The organism is Alicyclobacillus sp. SO9, assembly GCF_016406125.1.
GTDB lineage: Bacteria > Bacillota > Bacilli > Alicyclobacillales > Alicyclobacillaceae > SO9.
This window is the reverse complement of sequence record NZ_CP066339.1, coordinates 1,968,739-1,990,018: the sequence shown is the minus strand read 5'-3', so window position 1 is coordinate 1,990,018 and position 21,280 is coordinate 1,968,739. Positions and strand designations below refer to the sequence as shown.

Sequence of the window (21,280 nt, the reverse complement as noted above, 5' to 3'; positions counted from 1 at the left end):
TTTTTACTTTTTAGCTCTCGTATCGAACTGTCGAGATTTGGACAGTTGAATATAGTCAAGCTCCGCATAGTCGGTCAATTTCTGTAAGGTTATAGTGTTGTTTCCGGCTTTCAAGCGAACTTTAACATCTATTGTTTTTCTGCTTCCAAAGTTGGGTACTGAATTTGTCCATCCTCCTGATGCCGGAAATGCGACGTTGTTTACATGACTTCCATTGACAAGCAACTTGTCCACAGAATATCCAACTGTCCCGTTTGCGTAGCCAACTTGCATGTTGTACGTGCCGGCGCTAGGAACTTTGACGTGAAACTGGACATAACTATCAGGGTTGTTAATCATTCCGACATACTGCGCACCCGATGCATAGCTACCAGAGAACACTTTGGCATCATGAATGGTTGCGTTTTCAGCTTCCTTCCGTAATACAAACCGATGCGGAGTTGTTGGATATTTCACCTTTGAAGTCCCTTGTATGCTTCTGTGACTAGGTGTAACAACCATTTCGTATCCCCAGGACTTGTGCATGCCTTTCACAGGCACACTGATTTGCCCATTGGATATCTTAAATGTTCCCGCAAAGAGTGTAGTTGGGTGTCGGACTGTACTATCCACACCGTACCACGGCGTTGCCTTAAGCTCGACATTGACGTCTCCATGAAAGTCTTTCGTTGAGTTGAATCCCTTTATGGTAATCACATTGTTGCCGCTTGCCCCTCCAAACACGACGTCTGCAATGTGCCTCGAAGGATTGATACTCGCAATTCCATCAAGGCTTGTCCCAGGCGCAGCTGACGGTGTGGTCATTGCCATTTCTCCGCTCATATCCCCGTACCATTTATACAACCACCAACCTCCGTTTGCGTTCTTCGTATCAGTAATAAGGTTGCTAAACCTTCCTGGTTCGTACCAAAATGCCATGTCGGCACTTTGGACTCCGGCGCGTTCGAATTGTGCAATGTATTTAATCATAGCCCCGGGAACACCTTCTTGCTGCTGACCGCCATATTCATCAATGCTGATTGGTATCGGCGCAATCCCTAATTGCTTTTCCAACGCCTGGTATTTATTTACATCCGACGGAATTGCAGCAGCATTCCACTCGTGCCAACTTACGACATTAGGCAGGCAATGATTAGCCTTGCAATAGGTCAAAAAGCTCTTCATGAAAGTCTCATTGTAACTCGAGATGCTTGGACCCATGATGGGGGCCTTCGGATCCAACGAACGCACCTCTTGATAGGTTCGTTTCCACCCTTGATTGAATGGGCCGGCAGCCGAGGTATTCCATGTCCAATCTGGTTCATTCCACAATTCAAACGCATAGATGTTCTTGTCTCCTGACGCCATTGTAGCCTTTACCATTGTCTTTACTTTGCTCATCCAATTGCTCCAACTTACCCATTGGTATGGGAATGTCGGGTAAATGTCCGGCATGCGAATCGTTACTTTGGCTCCGGCTTTTGCAGCGAGTCCTGCAACCTTAAGTGCGTCCCCGTACGGTTTATTTTCTCCGTTGGCAAGTTGCTTGCCGCCCGGTGCCATCTGCACAAATGTAGACGGTTTCAAAAGTGCTACGAGGTTTAAAGGTGTCGTCTTTGTTAATCCATAGAGTGCGCCGTCTGCTACGTGAGTCACAGGTCGATAGCGATTTGCCAAGTTAACAGTGAGGTCTTGAGCTGTTGATGTCGCGGTATGAGGAGTAACCTGAGTGGTCGACGTTGCGGCATGAGTCGTACCGAATGGTATAGCAACCAGAGATAATGCACCAATTGCACCTAACGATAAACTACCTTTCATTGTGTAACCTCCCATATTCATTACCTAAATTCTCAAGAGAACTGCCTGTCAAACCCAATGATCTCGCTCACCCTCCCTGTCTTAAAGTCAAAAATCTCAATCATCAAAATAGTTACGCAATCGATTTCTCTAAGTGTATTAAAATCATCAGAATATATCAATATTTTTCGCCATACTAAAACGCAATCGATTGCAATTATTTGATGCCATTTAGCAAATATTAGTATTCCCTTGCTGGATTCTGACAGAATAATGCTTCTCCTCGCTGTTCAATCTATGGGTATATCGAGAGGTATATTGATAGGTATATTCGTGGACACACGGGCGCTAGACTGGAGCTTATGCACAGGCTTCGTCGACTGCAGTACTAGAACAGGATGCCAGCTGTCACTCACCCAGCAACAGCGCCTCCTGTTCCAATGTTGCGCCCCGCAGAAGAATCCGTTGGACCAATGGGTGGGCCCAAAGGTACCCATCTGAATCCAGAAGACGCCTCAGTTTGGCGCGATAAGGCTCATCAATTTGTTCAGCGTACTCTATGTAATCGTCTAATAGTCTTGGCTCCATGCGCCAGGGCTGTGCTTCGGGCCAGCAACTGTTCCGCAAGTTTTGCAGAATGAGAATGCCGCCGTAGTCTAGGTCGCCCCAGTGATAGAGGGCGACACGGGGCCTGCGATTCAGCTCTGATGTGGACGCACTGTTCTCAGGAAGAACTCGGCTCACTTGTCCCGAAGTGTTCGAAACGCGCTCATCTGCAGTAGGGGCCCGCAAGAAACTTCGGAGCAACCGCAAAAACGCTCTCTGTGCGGGACTGGCAAATCCGCCAAGATAAATGACGAACTCACCTGGTTCACGACTATCGCGCACGTAAGCACGATAGTTTGCCTTGTTTTCAATTGTCAAAATACGTGAAATGGATGCTTCTGTGATTTGAATGCGATGGACGTCGCTGGCATCAACAGCCAATCCGTAAGGAAATACGGCAGCGTCAATCTCTCCAGCCGTCGCGGTTCCTTCAGAGGTGATGTATTGAAAACGAATCGGACCGCAGAACGTAATATCCTCATGTCCGGATTCGATACCCAGTTCGCGCAGCAGCGTGGCATCATCGTCTGGGGCTTCAAATTCTAGTGGGTGCACCACTGACCAATAGCGACGCATGAGTCGAACAACGCTGCTTTGAACCTGTTTTTCGAAAATTTTGCTGTTTCCAAGCTGTTGCTTTGAGAATAAACGAACCGGAACAGAGGTGTCTCTCTTCCGCACCAAGCCGACCAATGCGCGCAGCAAAAGTGTTCGAGAGTGGTCTTCTTCAGGGATAAGGCTGCTCGGAATCCGTCCGCGTTGACGAACAAAAGAAAGGATATCGTCTACCCAATTGCTGAGAAAATACCATCTTTCAGGCAGGCCCGCATTTAATAGTCGTTTCAGCCACTCCTCCATCTCAGTGGTGAACTCTGCCAGTTTCTCTCGTTGCGGTACTCGACTGAGGTACTCATATGCAGCGCCAATGCGTTCCCATTTAAGGTACACCCGTTCGAGAATGTTGCCTTGTTCGAACTTTACCCACTTGAGCGCTATGAGCCTACGCTCAGCCATTGTTCGAAGGGATTCGTGAAGAGCTTCTCTGTCATCGGGATCGAGCCGGCCGGTTACATACCCCGCCACAATCGAATCAGTCAGTTTCAATTGAATGCGTGTCTGCGTCGGCTTCCCCTTGCGAAAGGCCTCACTGCTCTCGTATTTGTCCAAGAGTCTCGACAGCACACGTCGCGCCAGTGTCTCTCCCTGCACTTCAGTTCACCTCCAGAGCGTCTGGCTCGAAGGGAGCTACGCGGGTCTGCGACTTAATCCGCTGTACTACCAGGGTTCGGTCCACTAACGGAACGATATCTGCGATTTTCTCAGTCGGTGCTGACAAAATGACCTGCATTCCCATGTCTCGGACCAGGTTGATGCTGTCTCGAATCCGCTGGTGATCCATCTTGCTGTATGCCTCATCAAAAATCATCAAGCGCAAGGTGTTGTTAAAGCCAGATTGATGAATCCGGTAGGTCTGTGCAAACGAAGCGAGAACAGCGATATAAAACGGGGTCTGCGTTTCGCCTCCTGATTTTTTTGCAATCACGCGGGATAAGCGTGACTCGCGGCCTTCTTCGTCGCGAACCACGAGATCGAAATCCAAATAGGTTCGATAATCCGTAAACGTGTGCAGGTTCTTTTCAAGTTCGGAGTGAACTGTCTGATTATCCTCGTCGACATCGACAATTTTCCGGAACAACTCGTCAATGACAGAACCATGCCTCTCCATAAACGCGTCCGAAAAGAGGCTTCGTCCCTCAAGCAGCATTTCGTCCATAATCATAGCGTAAAACGGCTGGTACTGTGAATTCGGGGATACCTTGAACTGATACCGCTCACGGCCGCCGAAGGAAACTTCCCGCAGTGCAGAGTTGAGTGCTTTAATCTGCTGCTCCACCGTATCAATGTTGCTGCGGAGTTTATTGATAAAATCCTCCTGGAACTGCATCTGAGCTCGTTCCTTAGCATCCTGAATCTGGGCTGCGTATTCCGTCAGTCCTGACTCCTGAAGCGCAGTCAACTCAGCTCTGTACGCGTCGTTGTCCTCACGCAGGATGTCAAATCCGGCACCAAACGTCTTGTTGTAATCTGATCGTTGATTGACTAGTTCTTCCCGTGACTCCTCTTCCCTGTTTTTCTCTGTGGACCGCTGCCGTCCGAAATTAGCCATCACCGTTTGCGGTGAACCAAGTCGCTTCAGTTCCTGCTGGTAGCGGCTGTTCATATCGGCGGCCGCAAGCGGGTCGTAGCGGCTGGAGATAAAGTGTTTCTTGTCTCTGACCTCCTCTTCAAGTCCAGGAATGTCCTGTTGCACTAATCGCTGGTATTGTGCTTGCAGAGCTCCCTGTTTCTTGGTTAACTCACTCATCTGGTGTCCCATATCTTTCAATAACACATCACAGCGTGCAATTTCCTTACCAATTTCTTCTACACGGGTGAAATCAAGACGCCCCATCTCATCGAGTATCGCAAGGTACTCTCCCCGCAGCTTTGAGAGGCGCGAGAACTCTTGTAGAAAGTCCTCCGCTGCCGTCAGCTCTGAAAGCGTTGGGCAGGACTGTGCTGCCCACTCTGCCACAAGATCCAGACGAGGCCGAAAGCCTTGCAATAAGGTCTGCACCCGTTCCAAACGAGTCGTCTTCTGATTTAGTTGGTGCTCGATTGCTTGCTTACCAATGTACAGTGTTGCAAACCGAGCAGGATTGATTTGCCTGGCCACGTAATTGTGATACAGCATCCCGTCCTGCGTAATACTTGTACGGTGGTTGCGGAGTTCATCCACGCTGTCACACTTCATTACGCGCCCAAGCAGATAGTCTGCATAAGCACGGGCGTACGGATTGTCTGTAACAATTTCTTCTGCCAACGATCCGCTGAGCGCCTTGGGCCTTTCCGCCATGACCTTGTCAATATCCACTAGTCCGACTTCAGACAGATGATGGGAGTTCTTGACTTCGTCATAGATCCGCAGCGCCTGCGAAAATGTTTCAGGCGGGACAATCAGGTAAAACCGCTGTGTGTGCAGGTACCCTTCAATTGCTTTTTGCCACACTGGATTGCGAATCTCCAGCAACTCAGCAAAAATGCTGACACCGCTCGTCTCGCCGCTTGCCCTGCTGCTCATCTCACTACTCCGTCGATCCAATGCCGCTTTACCCGTTGCGGCCTTGTCAACGTCAGACTCCCCTGCAACTGACTGCCGGGTCACGGCAACTTCCGTTGATGTTTCAGCCATCTGCTGACCCGTGGCAGACAGTCCGTCCTCGATGAGTCTTTTCAGTGTCACCACCTTGGGATCATACTGCTTAATCCCCCGTTTCAACTCACTAATTGCTCGTTCGAGTGAAGCGGACTCCTCATCCCAAGCGCGGACCGCGTCATGCATCACCATCTGGCCTTCAGCGAGTTGCTGAGCTGCCTGTCTCAGCCTTTCAGCGGAATTCCTGAGAGCTGTCATATCGGTTGTTACGGTAATCTCTTCATCAAGTAATGTGTGCGACTGCCAACCAGCCGGGCTCGGCCACTGCAATAACCCCTCCCGTATAGAACGAATAGCCTCACTGTACAAATGAGCTGATTGAAACAGTTTCAACTCAACGCCACCAACGTCTAGTGAGGTCCCCTTTTCGAGACTTGTCCACCATGTGTCTGTGTCTTCCAGTTTGCGGGCCGTTGCACGCCAGCGTTCAGCGTGATCGACCAGCATTCCATCATGGCGTTCCCCGTCCCGGCGAATGTGGTTAAACTCACCTTCAAGACGCTGCTTGTGAGGTTCAAGTCTCTGCTGCCGCTGATAGGCATCCGAGTTCCCCCGTTCTTCAACCAGTACGTCTCGTTCTCCAGTAACTTGCTCCTGCGTTTGCTTATTGGCAACAATCTCCCCATCAATCCGCTCTCTTTGTTGCTCCATTTCATGAGCCTCGTTTTTTGCTGCCGCGACCTGCTCCTCTTTGTTTGTCAACTCTGCCCTGTCCACCAGGTATTCGTAGAGCTTGACCTTGTCCCTCGCAGCTTCCACGCGGTGGTATGTGCCGTCAATCTCACCAAGTGCCTTCACACGTGACTCCACCACACGCAGTTCTTCCTCCATTTGACGGTAGTGACGAATGTTCTCTCGCATGTCATCAATGTCGAGATGCACCTTCACGTCGCAGACAAACTCGGAAATAAATCCAGCGATATCCATGATGGGTGAGAAGGGCACTGCCTTGCGAAACAGTCTGTGGAATTTCTGGTTCAGGTTCCCCATGCGCGCCAGGAAGACTTCCTGATAGCGCTTGTTGCTCTCGAACATCTCAAAACGATTCTTTCGCATCTGTCCCCAGGTTCTCAGTCCTTTGATATCCAGCGGTACGCCGTCGCGGATAAAGTGGAAATCCGGGAGTGCCTCCGCCAGTGAGAAGAATCTCCATTCGACGGATCCATCTGGTGAAGAGTCGAAAACAACCCCCATACAGAAGGGCTTGTCCCCTCCCTCTTCGGAAAATTCTAGGACGATATAGGACGAAAACTGCCCGTCGCGCAAATTAATGATACCTGAGCCCTCGTCTTCACCCACCTCACCACGCAGGTAGCCTTTCAAAGTTCGCCGTGACCCGTCGTTCGCAGCCTTGTTAAAGAAGTGCCCCGCTGTGTCTCCAAGCAGGACCAGTTGCATGGCGTCCAAAATGGTCGACTTGCCAGCCGCATTCTTTCCCGTAAGAAACGTCACGGGAGCAAAATCAATCAGCTCGTGTTCAATATAGTGCCATTTCACAAGCAACGCGCGCCGTAGCAGCTTCACTGGCTCTCCTCCTCTTCAACAGCGTCTCCTGCCAGGTCAGTCTGGTCAAACACATCGCCTCCAAGTTCACCGGAGAGCATGCGTTTGTGGAGGTCATTAATGCGATCGTCAGATACAGCAACAGTAATAGTAGGATAAATCATCCAGCGACTCTCCATATCCTGAGTGGTACCTTCCACCCGGTCCAGAATGGAAAGTTGTCGCAGTCGGTTCATGGTCGACTGCAGCTGGGTCAGTGCAATGCGCTTGTCCATCACTCCAATGGTATAGAGCTTGCCAATGATGTCGTGCAACGATACCACAACTTCGCGACGCATGGATGCGGTTTCCATCTGCTCTTCGTACAGCAAACGCAGCGTATAGAGCAGATATGTGGTGAATTTGTCCACCCTCATGCGGTTCCGGTCGTATTTGTTGGAAATGGCCATTACGCCTCTGCGTCCGTCCACTTGAATCTCGAACCCGCCGACTGCAAGGTATTCCTTCAACATCGCCAAATTGCGTTCTGCAAAACGGTAGTCGCGGTTCCCCATCATGCCGTGTTCCTTTGCATCCCACACATCACGGACAAGAAACGTTTGTTGATACAAGAGGCTCACAAGTCGAGAGAAGGCCTCCTTGTCGCGCTCCGTCAAGCCTCTATACTGCTCGTCCCAACTCATACCTTGGCCCCCTTTTTCACAAACGTCATCAACGGTATTTTGTAGCCGCCAACCGAGACGACTGCCTTGTCTTCGTTCCATACAATTTCATATGGAACCCCAGACTCATCCCCCTTGACCACCGCAACAATCACACGCAAAAAGTCGTCAAACTCCTCTAGGATCATGTCCTCAGAAGCAAGACGATAACTGTCTTTCATTTGTTTCAGGATGAACTCTCCGATTTGCTTCTGCGAGTATATCTCGTTCATCCGCTCCATGAGCTCTCGGGCCTCCGCACGAAACGCAGCATCATCCGTGCTCTGCTGCACCACGGGCTGCGGCGCTCCTCGGACGCGCTTCTTTGGTTGCCTATAAAGAGCCTCTGAGTCCAGATACTTGACTTGGTAAATCGGCAAAGTACGCATCTCTTCCAAAAGTGCAGACGTAGAGTTGCTCTGTACCTTTGGCAGCGCCCGAATCAGTTGAACAAGCTTACCTTTAATGTCCCGGTCCGTGTTCAGGAGGTACTGCAGGCGCTCGACTGAAGCCCGGTTATAGCTGGTGTGACGCTTGTCTATCTCCCTTAACAAGTCATCGAGAGACTCGAAAGTATCGATAATGAATGTAATTCGCTGGACGACCTCGCGTCGTGCATCCGGCTCGTCAAGTTCCGTACGCCGCTGCCTCACGGATTTTGTCATTTGGTTGAGCACACTTGGAAGTGACAACCAATTGCGTAAAATGTCCAGAATACGAGGCCGAAACCGATAGACACTGTCAAAGGTCTTCAACGGGTGATATGCAGCAATTGCTACAGATAACTGATAGCTGTCAAAGTGCTCTGCCAGAAGCTCACGAATCTCCTGACGCAGATGGAGGTTCTGGTAGTAGGAGTGGATGTTGTGCAACAGTGATCTCAGGTTCTCGCGCAGTGCAAGGGTATTGTCATTCGCAGCCTGCAGTCCTTGGAACATAAACTCATCTCGGTCGTCATTGGCTGTGCGAAGGTTGGAATACACACTGTAAACAAAGCCGTTGTATCGTTGCTGCACCGGTTCCACGATGCTGTGAAAGGCATCGAGCAGGATACCAGCGTAAGGCGGGACAATCAATGTCTCGTCCAGCTCCACCGCATCCGTAGACGTCTGCAGCCAGCCCGTCTCCACAAAGCGTCGAATTAAAGCATGTGCTTTGCTGGACAATGAGCTGGGCTCGTCGGACGTAGCGGCGTCCGACGCCTCTCTGTCCGATGCGTCAGATATCTCGTCTTCTATGAAATCGTAGAGGTCTCGCTCCATCTCACTTACGAGATACGTCACAAGTGTCGATCGGTGAATGGTTATCTCTCGCTGGTAACATGCCTGAAGCACCATTAGGGCCCGGAAATATACAGCCCTGTTCGGTGCGGCCAGAATAGAGAATAGATTCGTAGATACGACGTCAAACAGGTTTTGCATCATTCAGCCACCCAAAATCCGTCATTATTCCTCTTCATTGTACAAATAACTCGACAACTTGGGAACATGAACCATTTGGCAATAGCAAGGGGGTGCGAGAGTCATGCAAAAGCCATCTTAGGATTCAGAGTTGTCTCATATTCTAGCACTCTGTTTCTTGGCGTCGCTCTTGTCATTCAGAGTCAACATGAGATTCATCAGTTCCTTGCGACCAACAAGTCTAATGCCGTTTGACCTCGCCAGGTTGACTGCGGAAGCCGTAAAGCCGCTGTTCGTAACGACCCACCCCTGTTGAGCTCCGTAGTACGCAAGAGAAGCCTGAACCTCCTGGACGGCCTTAATCGAAACGTTTTTTTGATACCTCTTTGCCTGCACCACAATCTTTGAGCCGTTTTTTTCGAGAACCAAATCTGCTCCATAGTCTCCGGATTCCCTTGTTACCTTGACCCTGTAGCCCTGGCTGCGAAAGAGATGCCCTAAATAATTCTCAAACGTCCTCCCGGTCATCTTGTCAACTTCAAGAATGCCAGAACGCTTCAACCGTGCTTCCTGCATAGACTGATAGACAATGATTATTATCAGACCAATGCCTCCAAGGACAAGTCCCCAAATGATACCAGCTACCACGGAATAATGCGACAGCCAAAAAGCAAACAAAAATCCCATTCCTGCAGGAAATACAACAAGTCCCTGCCATGCTAACTCCAGTCCATCATCTTTCTTACGTCGAGCCAATATCATCTGTCCTTTACTCTCTAGTATATGTACTCTTGACAATATTCGACGTGAAGTTAAATATATCCTTTCTATGAAAAGATTTATTGAAATGGATAGAGTCGAAGAAGCATCGCTCCTCAAAACAACTACCCTTTGCTCTTGCGTGACAGTTGCGCCTTGCGCTCAAAATACCAGTGCAGGCGATACTCGCAGACTTGCAATGTCCACTTGTGCAGCAGAAGACGGTCGTCGGACTTAACCTCAAACGCAAGTCGGAAAATGCCGCCCTCGAATGTCACAAGGCCTTTAGATGACCGAGCCCACTTTGCCATTGGCATGGTGGCAATCAAGCGGCTCACACCAGATTCGTCATAGTCCCACAACAGCTTTAAGGTCTTCTCGGAGAAGTCGAGTCGCTTCCGATATTCTTTATCCATCAGATACTGGTGAAAAAACGGTGCAACATCAATAGGTGCCACCGGCTCTGTCCACTGCTCTGTGCCCCTATGCAGCATTGCTAGCAGAACAATCATCTTATAGCTCTTTGTCATGACCGTGCTCTCCACTTCTCTGAGCCAGGGCTGATAGTCTTGAAATACGGTCTGTTCGTCGTCTGAGAGTTCATCGGCCCACTCCAAAAACCCGACATAACTACCGAACTCTTGTCTGTACGCCTTCACATCCGAACTGCCGTGTAAGTGGAGTTCAAGGTATGACGGTCTGTGGCCTAAGACACGTTTCACCTCTCGATAGTTTCCAAAGAGACGTTCCTTGCGTGGACGGCGTTTCCCACTCATTTCCCTGATAAGGTCAATCACTTGAGGGTCGAGGTGAAACTCACAATTCCTCGGTGGCACCGGAATCGAAAGGACACTTTTGCGGTCTGCATCAGTCCAAGCATTGACTTCCTGGAAGACCCCCAGCTTTACGTCTGCATTTCTGTAGTTCCCAATTAAATCGATAATGGTGCAGTGAGACTTGTCCCGATGCAGCCGCAGTCCGCGGCCAATTTGCTGAGTGAACACAGTCAGTGACTCCGTCGGTCTGACAAACAACAACGTGTCAACTTTCGGAATGTCCACACCTTCGTTAAAGAGATCGACGGTGAAAACAATCTCGATTTCTCCTGCAGCAAGACTTTGGGTTGCCTGCTGGCGCGACACGCCACTTGTGTGTGAATGTAAGCTGAGGCTGCGAACACCCCGTTTGGTAAAGTGCGAAGCGAGCAAATTGGCCTGCCGAATCGATGAACAAAACGCAAGGGTCCGCGTTTGCCTGTGTTGTGCCCAGGCACCATAAACCGCTTTTGCTGCGTTGTCACGCAATTGGATGGCAGCCAGTTCCTCCTCATCATAGCGGGTACCAAGCCACGTCACTTTAGAATAGTCCGATTCATCATAGACACCGAAATACTGAAAGGGAGACAGCCAACCGTTCTGGATGGCCTCAATAAAGCCCATCTGGTAGGCAACGTTTCCGTCACACAGCGCATAAATATCCTTCCCATCGGCCCTGTCGGGCGTTGCCGTTAAACCTAGCAGGAAAGCCGGTTGAAAGAAGTTTAATAGAGTTTGGTATGACTTGGCGGCAGCATGGTGAAACTCGTCGACAACGATTAAGTCGAAGTCGTCAGGTCGAAAGCGTTGACGGTGCCGGGCCATGGCCAACGTAAAAATCGAGGCGAATACACAGTCTGCGTCAGCGTCCTTTTGTACACCATTGAATATCCCCATGCTTCGGTTGGGGAGCACACTTCTAAAGGATCGCTCGGCTTGGAGCAGCAATTCTTCCCGATGAGCAATGAACAAAACACGTTTATACTCTTGTGCCAGAAATGCTGCAAGATAGGTCTTGCCAAGCCCCGTCGCCATGACCACCATGGCTCTGTCATAACCGTCGTCAATTAGCCTGTGGATCTCGTCCAACGCGTCGACTTGAGCCGTATTGGCGGTGATTGAGGTATACGCAGACGGTGTTTCGTGAACCATGTCGGGTCCTGCGGTCTGGACTCCATCAGATACCTTCTCTTCGGGATCGGTCCACGGATTTTCACCTGTGTTGGGGCGTGCATAGTATTTACTGTACTCTATCTCATACTCGCGCATCGTCTGCTGATTGACGGGTACTGTCTGTTCGTGATAGAACAATCGCATAAATTCCTGGTAGGCTTGCTCCACGGTGTCGGGAGCCGCTTTTGAACTGAGAGCAAGATTCCATTCAACGCCTGTGGTTAGCGCTGATTTCGATAAATTTGAAGACCCCACAATCACCGTGGTCTCCTCACTGCCCACACCGATGAGGTAGGCCTTGGGGTGAAAGGCTCTGCCGTGGCTGTGCCATAGACGAATTTCAATTGAATCTCCGAGATGAAGTAACATCGACAGCGCTGCTGGTTCAGTCACGTAGAGATAGTCACCCGTGAGAATTTTTACATCTGCCCCACGCGTCGCGGCAGAACGCAAGGACGGCATCAGCATTCTGACGCCGGATGCCATGGCAAAGGAAACCACCATGTAGACGGAATTGGAGGCGGATAGGGCGGGTATAATCTCGTTCGCCAGGTTGCTCGTGATGATTTTGATATCACTCATTCCCTTGCTGCGCCTCGACGTACTTATTGTAGTCAAGCATCCTCGACAATAGCGCTTTTCCGTCCTGACCGATGATTTCGGGGACTTTGTCACGTGCCAGTTTATTGTAGACAGTCACCAGTCCTACCTCCTCTTGATGGTTCCCATGTACAGCTAGACAATGCCCTTGTTTGCTGCGGGCACCAAGGCCGCCGGCATCTCTTCTCTCAGACGCCACACAAAGCTGACCGGTTTGCTTCCCTCGTGCCGAACATAGTCCGCCTCACCGAGAAATGTGTAGGGTGAAGTCACACCGCTTTCTTTCTTGAATTCTCTCACAAAGAGCGCGATGTGACTGCCTCTCTCATGATGATGGATATACCGCTGTGCCGTAGGCGAGGCGGCAGATGTCCGCGCCTGTGTTTGCAAATGGAACAGTCGTTCGTTTATTGCGTAGTCTTCGTAGAGTGTGGATGGGGAGAAATCCTTTTCCGATTTATTCAGCGTGATAAAGAAGATGTCTGTATCCCTATTCTCCAGATAGAGTACGCCCTCCCGAAACGGACGTGCCTTGTTCCCATCCCAGAATCCCATGCCAGCTAACACTTGGTCTACCGAATACCTGCAGTGCAATTCCAGCGGACACGGAAATGGAAATTCGTTTCTCTTCGCAACGAAACTGAGATGACTGTCGTTATACTTCAGGATAGCAAGGAGTTCACTACGAAACTCCTTAGATGCCAGAATAAATTCCACAGCCTCCTGGATGCTTGTGAAGCCCACTGCCTCAGGAACGGAGCGATAGAACGTGTAATAAAACATGTTTTGCATCAACTGTTCCTCAGAGGTCTGCGGTTGGCGGCCTTCTTCGATATAGCGAATCAGGAACTTCAGCAGCAGTCTGGAGTCAATGCTTAAGAGCGTAGACCTTTCGCGTAACGGAAGCAATGTAGCTGGAAAGATACTTTTTCGCTTCTTCCGCATCCAGGCGGTCTTTGCCAATATCAAATTCCGCCGGCGACAGACTGTTCAATTGTCTGTGCATCATGCGGTTCATCAGTTGTTCATAGAGCCCTTGTTCCACAACATCATTTCCTTTACAATCCCGCACGGCTGAACAAATGCGTCATTTGTTCCCGAGACTTCTCCAGCAGCACTGCAGCTTCGTATTCCGGCGGTTTTGGCGTAAGCACTTCCTGGGCAACGGCACCCCTGTAGCCAATGCGCTGTAGTGCCTGCAGAAAATCTACTAATGGAATGACACCCTCACCAGGATAAAGGCGATTGTTGTCTAAGACCTCAGCAACGGGAATCGGAGGGGCGTCATTCACATGAACATGTACAACCTGCGCAGCATTGAGTTGTAAAATCTCACTGACATCCGACTCGCTGGTGTACCAGTGATACGCATCAAGGAGCAGACCCACGTTGGGTTCGTGAATCGTATCAATCCATTCCAGCGTACTGGCCATGTCCCAAATGAATGGATGCTTCCACTGGGTCCGAAGGTGATGAGGACCCACAAACTCCAGCCCCAGGCGTATCCCGTAAATGCCTAGGACCTGTGCACACAACCGCAGCCGTCGTGTTGCTGCAGCCATAAAAGACGCAGCATTATCATCTGTCGAAGGTAGAACATAGGTACAACACGCCGTGCACCCTAGAGCTGAAGCCTGTTGCGCAATCACACCGAGCGAACTGAATTGGTTGCGAAAAGTCTCTTCGTCCGCTCTCCATTCAACCGGAAGCGACAGCGAACCAATTTCCATATGCTTGTCATTGAGAAGTTTCTTTGCCCCGGCTGCACCCAAAGAATTGATGAGTTCCTCAATTTCACTCCCGCTCACATCAACAGATGAAAATCCGTATTCTGACGCCTCCTCGATGAATTTTTCAATGGAACCGACATCCCCAACACCTGCTCTGGTAAGTCCCTTCATCATTGCAAATCCCCCCGCATTCTCATGGAGTATTTTAGAGCTCCCAGTCCAATACGACTTCCAATCCAGTTTCGGACGATTCAAAAATTGCGTCCAAGACCAGGTTATTCGCCAACCCCGTCATCGCGGACGTAATGGGCGGCGTGCCGTTTCTAACGCATTCCACGAAGTGACGACTTAAGCGAACCCGCTCTCCTTCATCGTCTTTCGGTTCAGCAACGGGAATATCTACCGCTCTATCGTATAGTTCCGTTAGCAGCTTAGCAGAGTTCCCCTGAATGGATGCACCGCCCTCTGAGCCCATTAAGTGAACAAAAGGCTCGTTGCTGGTGTCCATGTGTACAGCCCAACTGACATCCAGAGTCAAGCTGCTGCCGTCTTCCATTTTGATGAGTGCCGTGGCCAAGTCTTCCACATCAAAAATACCATCCCAGTTTGGTGTGCCCCAGGTCCCTATCCCCTTTTTCTTTGGACCAAATTCCGCATAGGTAGACCCGAAGACCGATACAGGCTTCGGATTGCCCATCAAGTAGAGAGCCAGGTCCAACATATGTACCCCGATATCAATCAAAGGTCCGCCGCCCGATTCATTCTTCTGAGTAAACCACGTCCCCCAACCGGGAATTCCCTTTCTGCGAAACCAGCCCGTTTTTGCGCTGTAAATGTGGCCCAGAGCACCTTTTTCAATCTGCTTTTTTACTTCGATGGAATTGGACTGCCAACGCATCTGGTGGGCAATCATGAGCACCTTGCCGGATGTACGCTCAGCCCGCACAATCTCTTTTGCTGCTTCGGCGTTGAGACCCATTGGCTTTTCCAACAGAACATGCTTCCCTGCCTGTAACGCCTGAACAGCCAAGGGTGCATGAAACTTGTTCGGTACGCCAATGATGACCGCATCCAATGACTCGTCATTGAGCAGACCTTCTACACTTTGATGAACCCGCAGTTGGTATTCGGCTCCTCTTTGTTCTGCCAGAGGCAAATAGGCATCCGTAATCGCAGCAATCGATGCACCATCCACGTGTTGAAAGACGTCTAAGTGTACACTCCCGATGTTCCCCGCACCAATCAATCCTATTTTTATGTCACGACTCATAACTATCCCTCAATTCTGTTGTGTGGTCGTTCCCGAGCGTGTCCTTTACTGACCCATGCCAGTCAAGTAGCGATAGCTTATCTGAATGCTCTCCAGCGGATCGCGTCGCGAGATATCCTGCTCTACCAAATACCACTCAACCTTCGCTGCCTGTGCCGCACTCAGAATACTTGGAATATCTAGCTGACCTGTGCCTACTTCCGCAAAAAACCTTTCATCGTCGTTAGTCATATCTTTTACATGAAGCAACTCCGTCCGCTCTGCATAGCGCTTGATGTACTGCGCTGCGCTTTGTCCGGCATATTCAATCCAATAGATGTCCAGTTCTGCTTGCACCAGTTTGGGGTCAGTCCATGCGTACAACGCATCGAGGGCAAACTGCCCATCTAACTCGGTAAACTCAAATGCATGATTGTGGTATGCAAATTTGATGCCAACCCGTGCGGCTTTGTCACCCACCTGTTCAAACAGACCAGCCAACTTTCGGTAGTTGTCGGCCCCTTCCCTCATAGTTTCCGGAAGTACAGGACAGACAATATAACTCAGCCCTAGTTCCTGCGCATCCTCCAGGACCTTGTCTAGGTTGTTTTCCAATTCATGAAGTTGCACATGACTGGAAACGCCCTCAAGTCCAAGGTCATCAATGACCTTACGAAGTTCCGTGGCAGACAATCCGCCATATCCAGCAAACTCCACACCTTGGTATCCGATGTCTGACACTTTTTTTAAGACGCCTGTGAAATCTTGCTCCATCATGTCTCTCAACGTGTATAATTGAAGACCGAGTTTTGCCATAAAACATTCTCCTTTGTCAAAATGATTCTGCTCTCTACTTTGGCACATTAGTATGCTAGAGTACACCCACTCCGCACTTATTCCTTAACACTGCCAGCAAAACCGTACAAGAAATACTTTTGCACCAGTAAGAAAGCAACAACGATGGGTATCGTTACAGTCAAGGAGGCTGCCATCAGTTGTCCCCAGTGAATCACACTTCGACTCGCATAGCTCTCCAACCCAATTGTAATGGTTTTTGTAGCCGACGACGTCAGGACTGTGGCAAATAAGAGTTCATTCCAAGCAGTGATGAAAGCAAATACCGCTGTTGCTATAATCCCCGGAAGAGCCAGAGGAAAAAGAATTTGAAAGATAATGCGAAGGTGCGATGACCCATCAATTTTGGCAGCCTCGTCCAAAGACTTTGGAATCCCCTCAAAGTAGCCCTTCAGCATCCACACCGAAAAGGGCAGGGCAAAAGTCATATAGGTAATAATCAAACCTTGGTAGGTTCCAGTGAAATGAATACCCGTGTGAGATTGAATGTAGATGAACATGACATAGATAGGCAGTAAGAAGAGAATGCCTGGGAACATCTGAGTCGCCAGCAGGACCCACCCAAAGGACGTTTTCCCTCTAAATTCAAACCGGCTGAATGCGTAGGACGCAAACAGAGCGATGAGAATGGATAGAAGGGTTGCAACACCTGAAACAACGATACTATTCATAAAATACCTGGCTAAAGGAATGGTCTTCCACATATGAAAGTAGGCTGATACGTTCACATGCTTTGGCCAGAAATGGAAAGCCGGAGAAATAATGTACTTCAGAGGCTCCAACGATGCAGCAAGCATTTCATATAATGGAAGTACCACAAACAGCGTATAGACACCCAGCAGTACATAGCGTACCACGGATTTACGAGTCGACCTTTGCCTCATGGCTATGCGCTCCTTCCGACTTTAAAGAGTCTATCAAACAGGACGGCAATAAGGCCCAAAATCAATATCATCAATACAGACATGGCTGCGCCTGTGCCGAAATTCCAGTTTTGAAAGGCATTACTGTACACGGATAGGGGCAGTACATTTGCACTTGTAGGCGGACTTGACCCCATCATAGAATAGGGAATTGTAAAATCATTGAAGGTCCACAAAAAACTTAGCAATACCCCAATGGAGAGAACAGGACGTATTCCAGGGAGTACAATTGCCGAGAATTGCCGCCAAGCACCCGCCCCGTCTATTTCCGCAGCTTCGAGATAGTCCTGGGAAATGGTTTGCAACCCCGCCAGCGACACAAGGAAAATGAAAGGCCATGTTTTCCATACGTTGGCGACAAGCATTGCAACAAATGCGTGCGGCCCAATCAACCAAAAAGGACGTTGTCCCAAAATGTGAAATATGTTCACAAGAAGTCCGTTTGCCAATCCGAATTGCCGAGAAAATATGAAACGCCAGATAATCCCGACTACGATGGCAGGGACAGCATACGGGATTAAAAACAGCGCCCGAAAAATTGCTCTACCGCGAAACGGCGGGTTGACTAGAAGAGCGCCCCCCACTCCAATGATGGCTGATGCCAAAACCGTCAGAATCGAATACGACAAACTGACCAATAACGAAGAATAAAATGTTGCGCCTATGGGGCTGGTCGGACTTAATCCTGTCTGATAGTTCCCAAAGCCAATAAAAGGAGCTCGAAGCCAGTGAAGCAAGGTAAGTGATGTCAAATGAGTAAAGCTAATATAGACCCCAATTAGCATAGGTATAACGTGAATCAACAGTTCAAAGAAGATAGTGGGTAAAATGAACCAAATAACTACCCGATTTGTATTTTTCTTATTACCCCTCGCGATTTTACCCATCTCCTTTCATTTAAGACTTCTCGTTCGTAACGATGTTTTCACCTGAGAATATCACTCCAAATATAGGCCCGTGTATGTGACTAGATGAACCGCACTGGCCACATACACGAAGCTCAGACGTGCTGTACTGGAGGTACGAGACGTTACACCAGAATTCTTATTTTCCGAGAATCGATTGAACCTCCGCATTCGCTTTTTTCAACTGCGCTGCGATGGTTTGACTCGTGAGCTTATTCTGTGCCGCAGCCGCAAGAATTGTCTTCATATGAGTTCCTACGGACTGCTCCATTTGCCCCTCGTTCTTAATCCGGGGAGTTGGTGCTGCATAGTCCTTCAAGGTCTTTAAGTACACCTTGTTTGCCGGCGTTTGAAAGGCCGAATTAGACTCTGCCGATTTGACCGGAGGCAGTGTGCCGTACGCCTTATTTAACGTAATTTGAGTCTGTTTACTCGTCATGAATTTCAGGAATTTCAAATCAGCGGACTGGTGCTTTGAAGACTTTAAAATACCCAAGTCAATACCGGCGATGAAGCTCGCGATTTTATCTTGAGACGGAGCCGTTGTTTGACCGTAAGACACCAAAGGTACAGTCGCAATGCCAAACTGTGACTTTTTCATACCATCCGCTTCGACTTGAGGAATATCACTGCCTTGGGCGAACATCATGGCAATCTTCCCGTTCGCAAAGTTCGACACCATTTGGCTGCCATTCCATGCTGCAGAATCGGGATCCATGACCTTATATTTTGTCATCAGTTGAGTAAAGAATTGAGTAGATTTCTGAGCCTTCGCACTATTTAGCGCTGCTTTACCATTCTCTACAATCTTTCCTCCGTGCTGTCTGAGTAAGATCCAGAACAAGTGAAAATTATCGTTTACTTCCGATCCGTCTGTCCCCATACCGTAAACACCGTTTCCATTCAACTTCTTTCCATCTTTCACAAACTGTGTCCAGGTTTGCGGAGGCGTTGTAATTCCAGCCTTCTTAAACATCTGCTTATTATAGAAGAGACTGTAGGCTTCAGACATGTACGGCACCGCAATTGGCGGCTGCCCCGGTACCCCAGTCATTTGCATCGCCGAAGACAGAAATTTGGATTTTCCTCCAATTTCTTGCATCTTGCTTGCCGACAGCGGAACGAAACCGCCCGTTCCCGCAAAAGTTGATGCCCAAGTGTTCCCTAAATCAATGACATCCGGGCCATTGCCACTCGTGATGGCAGTCAACGTCTTATTCCAGAGGTTGGCCCAGGTTATGATTTGGAAATCAACCTTTATCCCACTTTGCTTCTGAAAATTAGCGGTGACTTTTTGCAGCACCTTCTTCTCAAGTGGAATGGAACCGCCTTCCTGAGAGGCCCAGTAGGTTATCGTGCCCCCCGAACCACCGCCAGAACCAGAGGTATTGCTACCTGCATTTCCTGTCGATGATGCCCCCGCACTACAGCCGGCTAACACCGCAGTACTCACAATCGGTACGAACAAAACAGCAACCTTGTTTCTCACTTTCATCTTCATCGTTTCCCCCTTATGCTTCCATCAAAGAGTCAAGATGTAGATTCAAAGATGCCAGTTTAATCCTTTACCCACAATTCATTTCAACCAATTCATTTCAGTCAATTCATTTCAGCGCCACGCCTATTTCACCGCGTTGGTATGATCATAAACATCTTGCAAGACTAAAGTAGCTGCACCAAGGGACACGGCCTGAATACCTCTTCTGGTCATCGAAACTGATGCTCCGGCCCATTCACTCAACGCGTTTACTGTCCCGCTGAATAAACCAGGTGCGTACTGTTCGATGTCTATCCAAAACTTACCGCCCAGTACTATCGACTGCGGATCAACCACGGCGGCCGCATTTAAAATACCGGTTTCCAATACCTCCAAAGCTTCTCTGACTACAGAACCCTCCGGATCTGCTCCTCTCTCTGCCCTCGAGATAATCTCTTCAAAGGGTATATCTTCCTGCAATTTTTCTGATACGCGCTGCTCCATGACGGAAAGTGAACTGTAAGCATCTACACAGCCTACCTTGCCGCAGGAACATTTCCTGCCGTGGCGGTTCACTACAATGTGGGAGAGTTCTCCCGAAACATTAGAGTGTCCATTCCAGACTTGCCCGTGGAGTACGGTACCCATTCCAAATCCAAGCTCTCCCAAAACAAATATGAGACTATCTGGCGAGTCTGCCGTATGGGACCACACCTCAGACAAAGCAGCAGCGTCAGCGTTGTTCGTCAAGCAGCAACGCAGTTGAAAGTGCTTACTCACAACATCGGCAAGCGGCACATTTTGCAAGGCGACGGGGAATTTATAAGGCTGTAGAATTCTACCTTGTTTCGGATCCAGTGGGCCAGGCGCAGCAATCCCAATGCCCAAAATGTCCGTCTTTGGTACTGCCGCCGCAGAAAGGAAGTCCGAAGTAAAAGACAGCAATTTCTCCGGGGTGTCGACCCTTCGGATGTCTGTAGTCTGCCCATAGACAGCTTTCCCTAAGAGATTGGTTAATACAGCCCGGGTTGTCCTTCTGCCAATCTCGATGCCTACTACCTTCAGTGAACTCCGGTCAATATCGACAATTGTAGGAGGTCTCCCCCCAGTCGAATTTCCGACACCCACATCACTCAGAAATCTTCTCTCAACAAGCGCATCAACAATCCTCATGGTCGTCGGCAATCCAATATCAAGTTCTTTTGATATTTCTGTTCGTGACATTCCCCCCCGCATTCTTACGACGTTCAAAATTCTGGATTCATTCATTTTTTTCAACATAGCCGGTCGATATCTCAAACCAACACCAACTTACTTTCTTTATAACAGAAAGTATATGTGGTAATGATAACGCTGTCAACAATACTTACGCAACTTTCTTTTGATTCAGACTTTTGGTTTGAAATGTATGAGCTACTTTCAGTAAGAGGCAGAAGAATCTCTAATGACTTAGAGAGGTGTACAGTTCAGATGCAGGGGTTCCAGGCGCTCTCCAAGAATGGGAGAATCAATCAATTTTCGTAATTGTGGCGGTAACCTAGCAAAGATCTAC

General features: G+C 49.1%; 15 protein-coding genes and 1 pseudogene. All 16 read right to left on the bottom strand.

Going from position 1 to position 21,280, the window contains the following annotated elements; all coding sequences use genetic code 11:
* Positions 1-3: 3 nt before the first annotated feature.
* The gene (locus tag GI364_RS08945) at positions 4-1,797 is read right to left on the bottom strand and encodes a CBM35 domain-containing protein (RefSeq protein ID WP_198853264.1); all 1,794 of its coding nucleotides are present in this window, start codon (positions 1,795-1,797) and stop codon (positions 4-6) included.
* A gap of 387 nt (positions 1,798-2,184) precedes the next feature.
* Entirely contained in the window at positions 2,185-3,591 is a 1,407-nt protein-coding gene (locus tag GI364_RS08940) for a Wadjet anti-phage system protein JetD domain-containing protein (RefSeq protein WP_198853263.1), read from the bottom strand.
* Between the two features lies 1 nt (position 3,592).
* Positions 3,593-7,162: an ATP-binding protein gene (locus GI364_RS08935; RefSeq protein WP_198853262.1), complete on the bottom strand. Its 3,570-nt coding sequence runs from the start codon at positions 7,160-7,162 to the stop codon at positions 3,593-3,595.
* The gene (locus GI364_RS08930; protein WP_198853261.1) at positions 7,159-7,824 is read right to left on the bottom strand and encodes a DUF4194 domain-containing protein; all 666 of its coding nucleotides are present in this window, start codon (positions 7,822-7,824) and stop codon (positions 7,159-7,161) included. Before GI364_RS08930 ends, GI364_RS08935 begins: the two co-directional genes overlap by 4 nt.
* Positions 7,821-9,266 carry a Wadjet anti-phage system protein JetA family protein gene (locus tag GI364_RS08925; RefSeq protein ID WP_198853260.1) on the bottom strand — a complete coding sequence of 482 codons (1,446 nt, stop codon included), beginning with the start codon at positions 9,264-9,266 and terminating at the stop codon, positions 7,821-7,823. The genes GI364_RS08930 and GI364_RS08925 overlap by 4 nt, the downstream gene beginning before the upstream one ends.
* Before the next feature lie 132 nt (positions 9,267-9,398).
* Entirely contained in the window at positions 9,399-9,998 is a 600-nt protein-coding gene (locus tag GI364_RS08920; protein WP_233096077.1) for a restriction endonuclease, read from the bottom strand.
* Positions 9,999-10,126: 128 nt separating this feature from the next.
* Positions 10,127-12,571, bottom strand: coding sequence for a DEAD/DEAH box helicase family protein (locus tag GI364_RS08915; protein ID WP_198853259.1), 2,445 nt, complete (start codon positions 12,569-12,571; stop codon positions 10,127-10,129).
* Positions 12,564-12,689: a nucleoside triphosphate pyrophosphohydrolase family protein gene (locus tag GI364_RS25120; RefSeq protein WP_255524620.1), complete on the bottom strand. Its 126-nt coding sequence runs from the start codon at positions 12,687-12,689 to the stop codon at positions 12,564-12,566. The genes GI364_RS08915 and GI364_RS25120 overlap by 8 nt, the downstream gene beginning before the upstream one ends.
* Before the next feature lie 35 nt (positions 12,690-12,724).
* Positions 12,725-13,471: pseudogene (locus GI364_RS08910) on the bottom strand (DUF3427 domain-containing protein); the annotation flags it as partial.
* Between the two features lie 176 nt (positions 13,472-13,647).
* The gene (locus GI364_RS08900; protein ID WP_198853258.1) at positions 13,648-14,493 is read right to left on the bottom strand and encodes a sugar phosphate isomerase/epimerase family protein; all 846 of its coding nucleotides are present in this window, start codon (positions 14,491-14,493) and stop codon (positions 13,648-13,650) included.
* 31 nt (positions 14,494-14,524) lie between these two features.
* Entirely contained in the window at positions 14,525-15,589 is a 1,065-nt protein-coding gene (locus GI364_RS08895; protein ID WP_198853257.1) for a Gfo/Idh/MocA family protein, read from the bottom strand.
* A 45-nt stretch (positions 15,590-15,634) separates the two neighbouring features.
* A complete protein-coding gene (locus tag GI364_RS08890) occupies positions 15,635-16,384 on the bottom strand; it encodes a sugar phosphate isomerase/epimerase family protein (protein WP_198853256.1) in 750 nt (249 codons plus the stop codon).
* A gap of 77 nt (positions 16,385-16,461) precedes the next feature.
* A complete protein-coding gene (locus GI364_RS08885) occupies positions 16,462-17,307 on the bottom strand; it encodes a carbohydrate ABC transporter permease (RefSeq protein ID WP_198853255.1) in 846 nt (281 codons plus the stop codon).
* A 2-nt stretch (positions 17,308-17,309) separates the two neighbouring features.
* The gene (locus GI364_RS08880) at positions 17,310-18,233 is read right to left on the bottom strand and encodes a carbohydrate ABC transporter permease (protein WP_198853254.1); all 924 of its coding nucleotides are present in this window, start codon (positions 18,231-18,233) and stop codon (positions 17,310-17,312) included.
* A gap of 157 nt (positions 18,234-18,390) precedes the next feature.
* The gene (locus GI364_RS08875; RefSeq protein WP_198853253.1) at positions 18,391-19,752 is read right to left on the bottom strand and encodes an extracellular solute-binding protein; all 1,362 of its coding nucleotides are present in this window, start codon (positions 19,750-19,752) and stop codon (positions 18,391-18,393) included.
* 120 nt (positions 19,753-19,872) lie between these two features.
* Complete coding sequence (locus GI364_RS08870; RefSeq protein WP_198853252.1) at positions 19,873-20,952, bottom strand: ROK family protein; 1,080 nt, start codon at positions 20,950-20,952, stop codon at positions 19,873-19,875.
* Positions 20,953-21,280 lie beyond the last annotated feature (328 nt).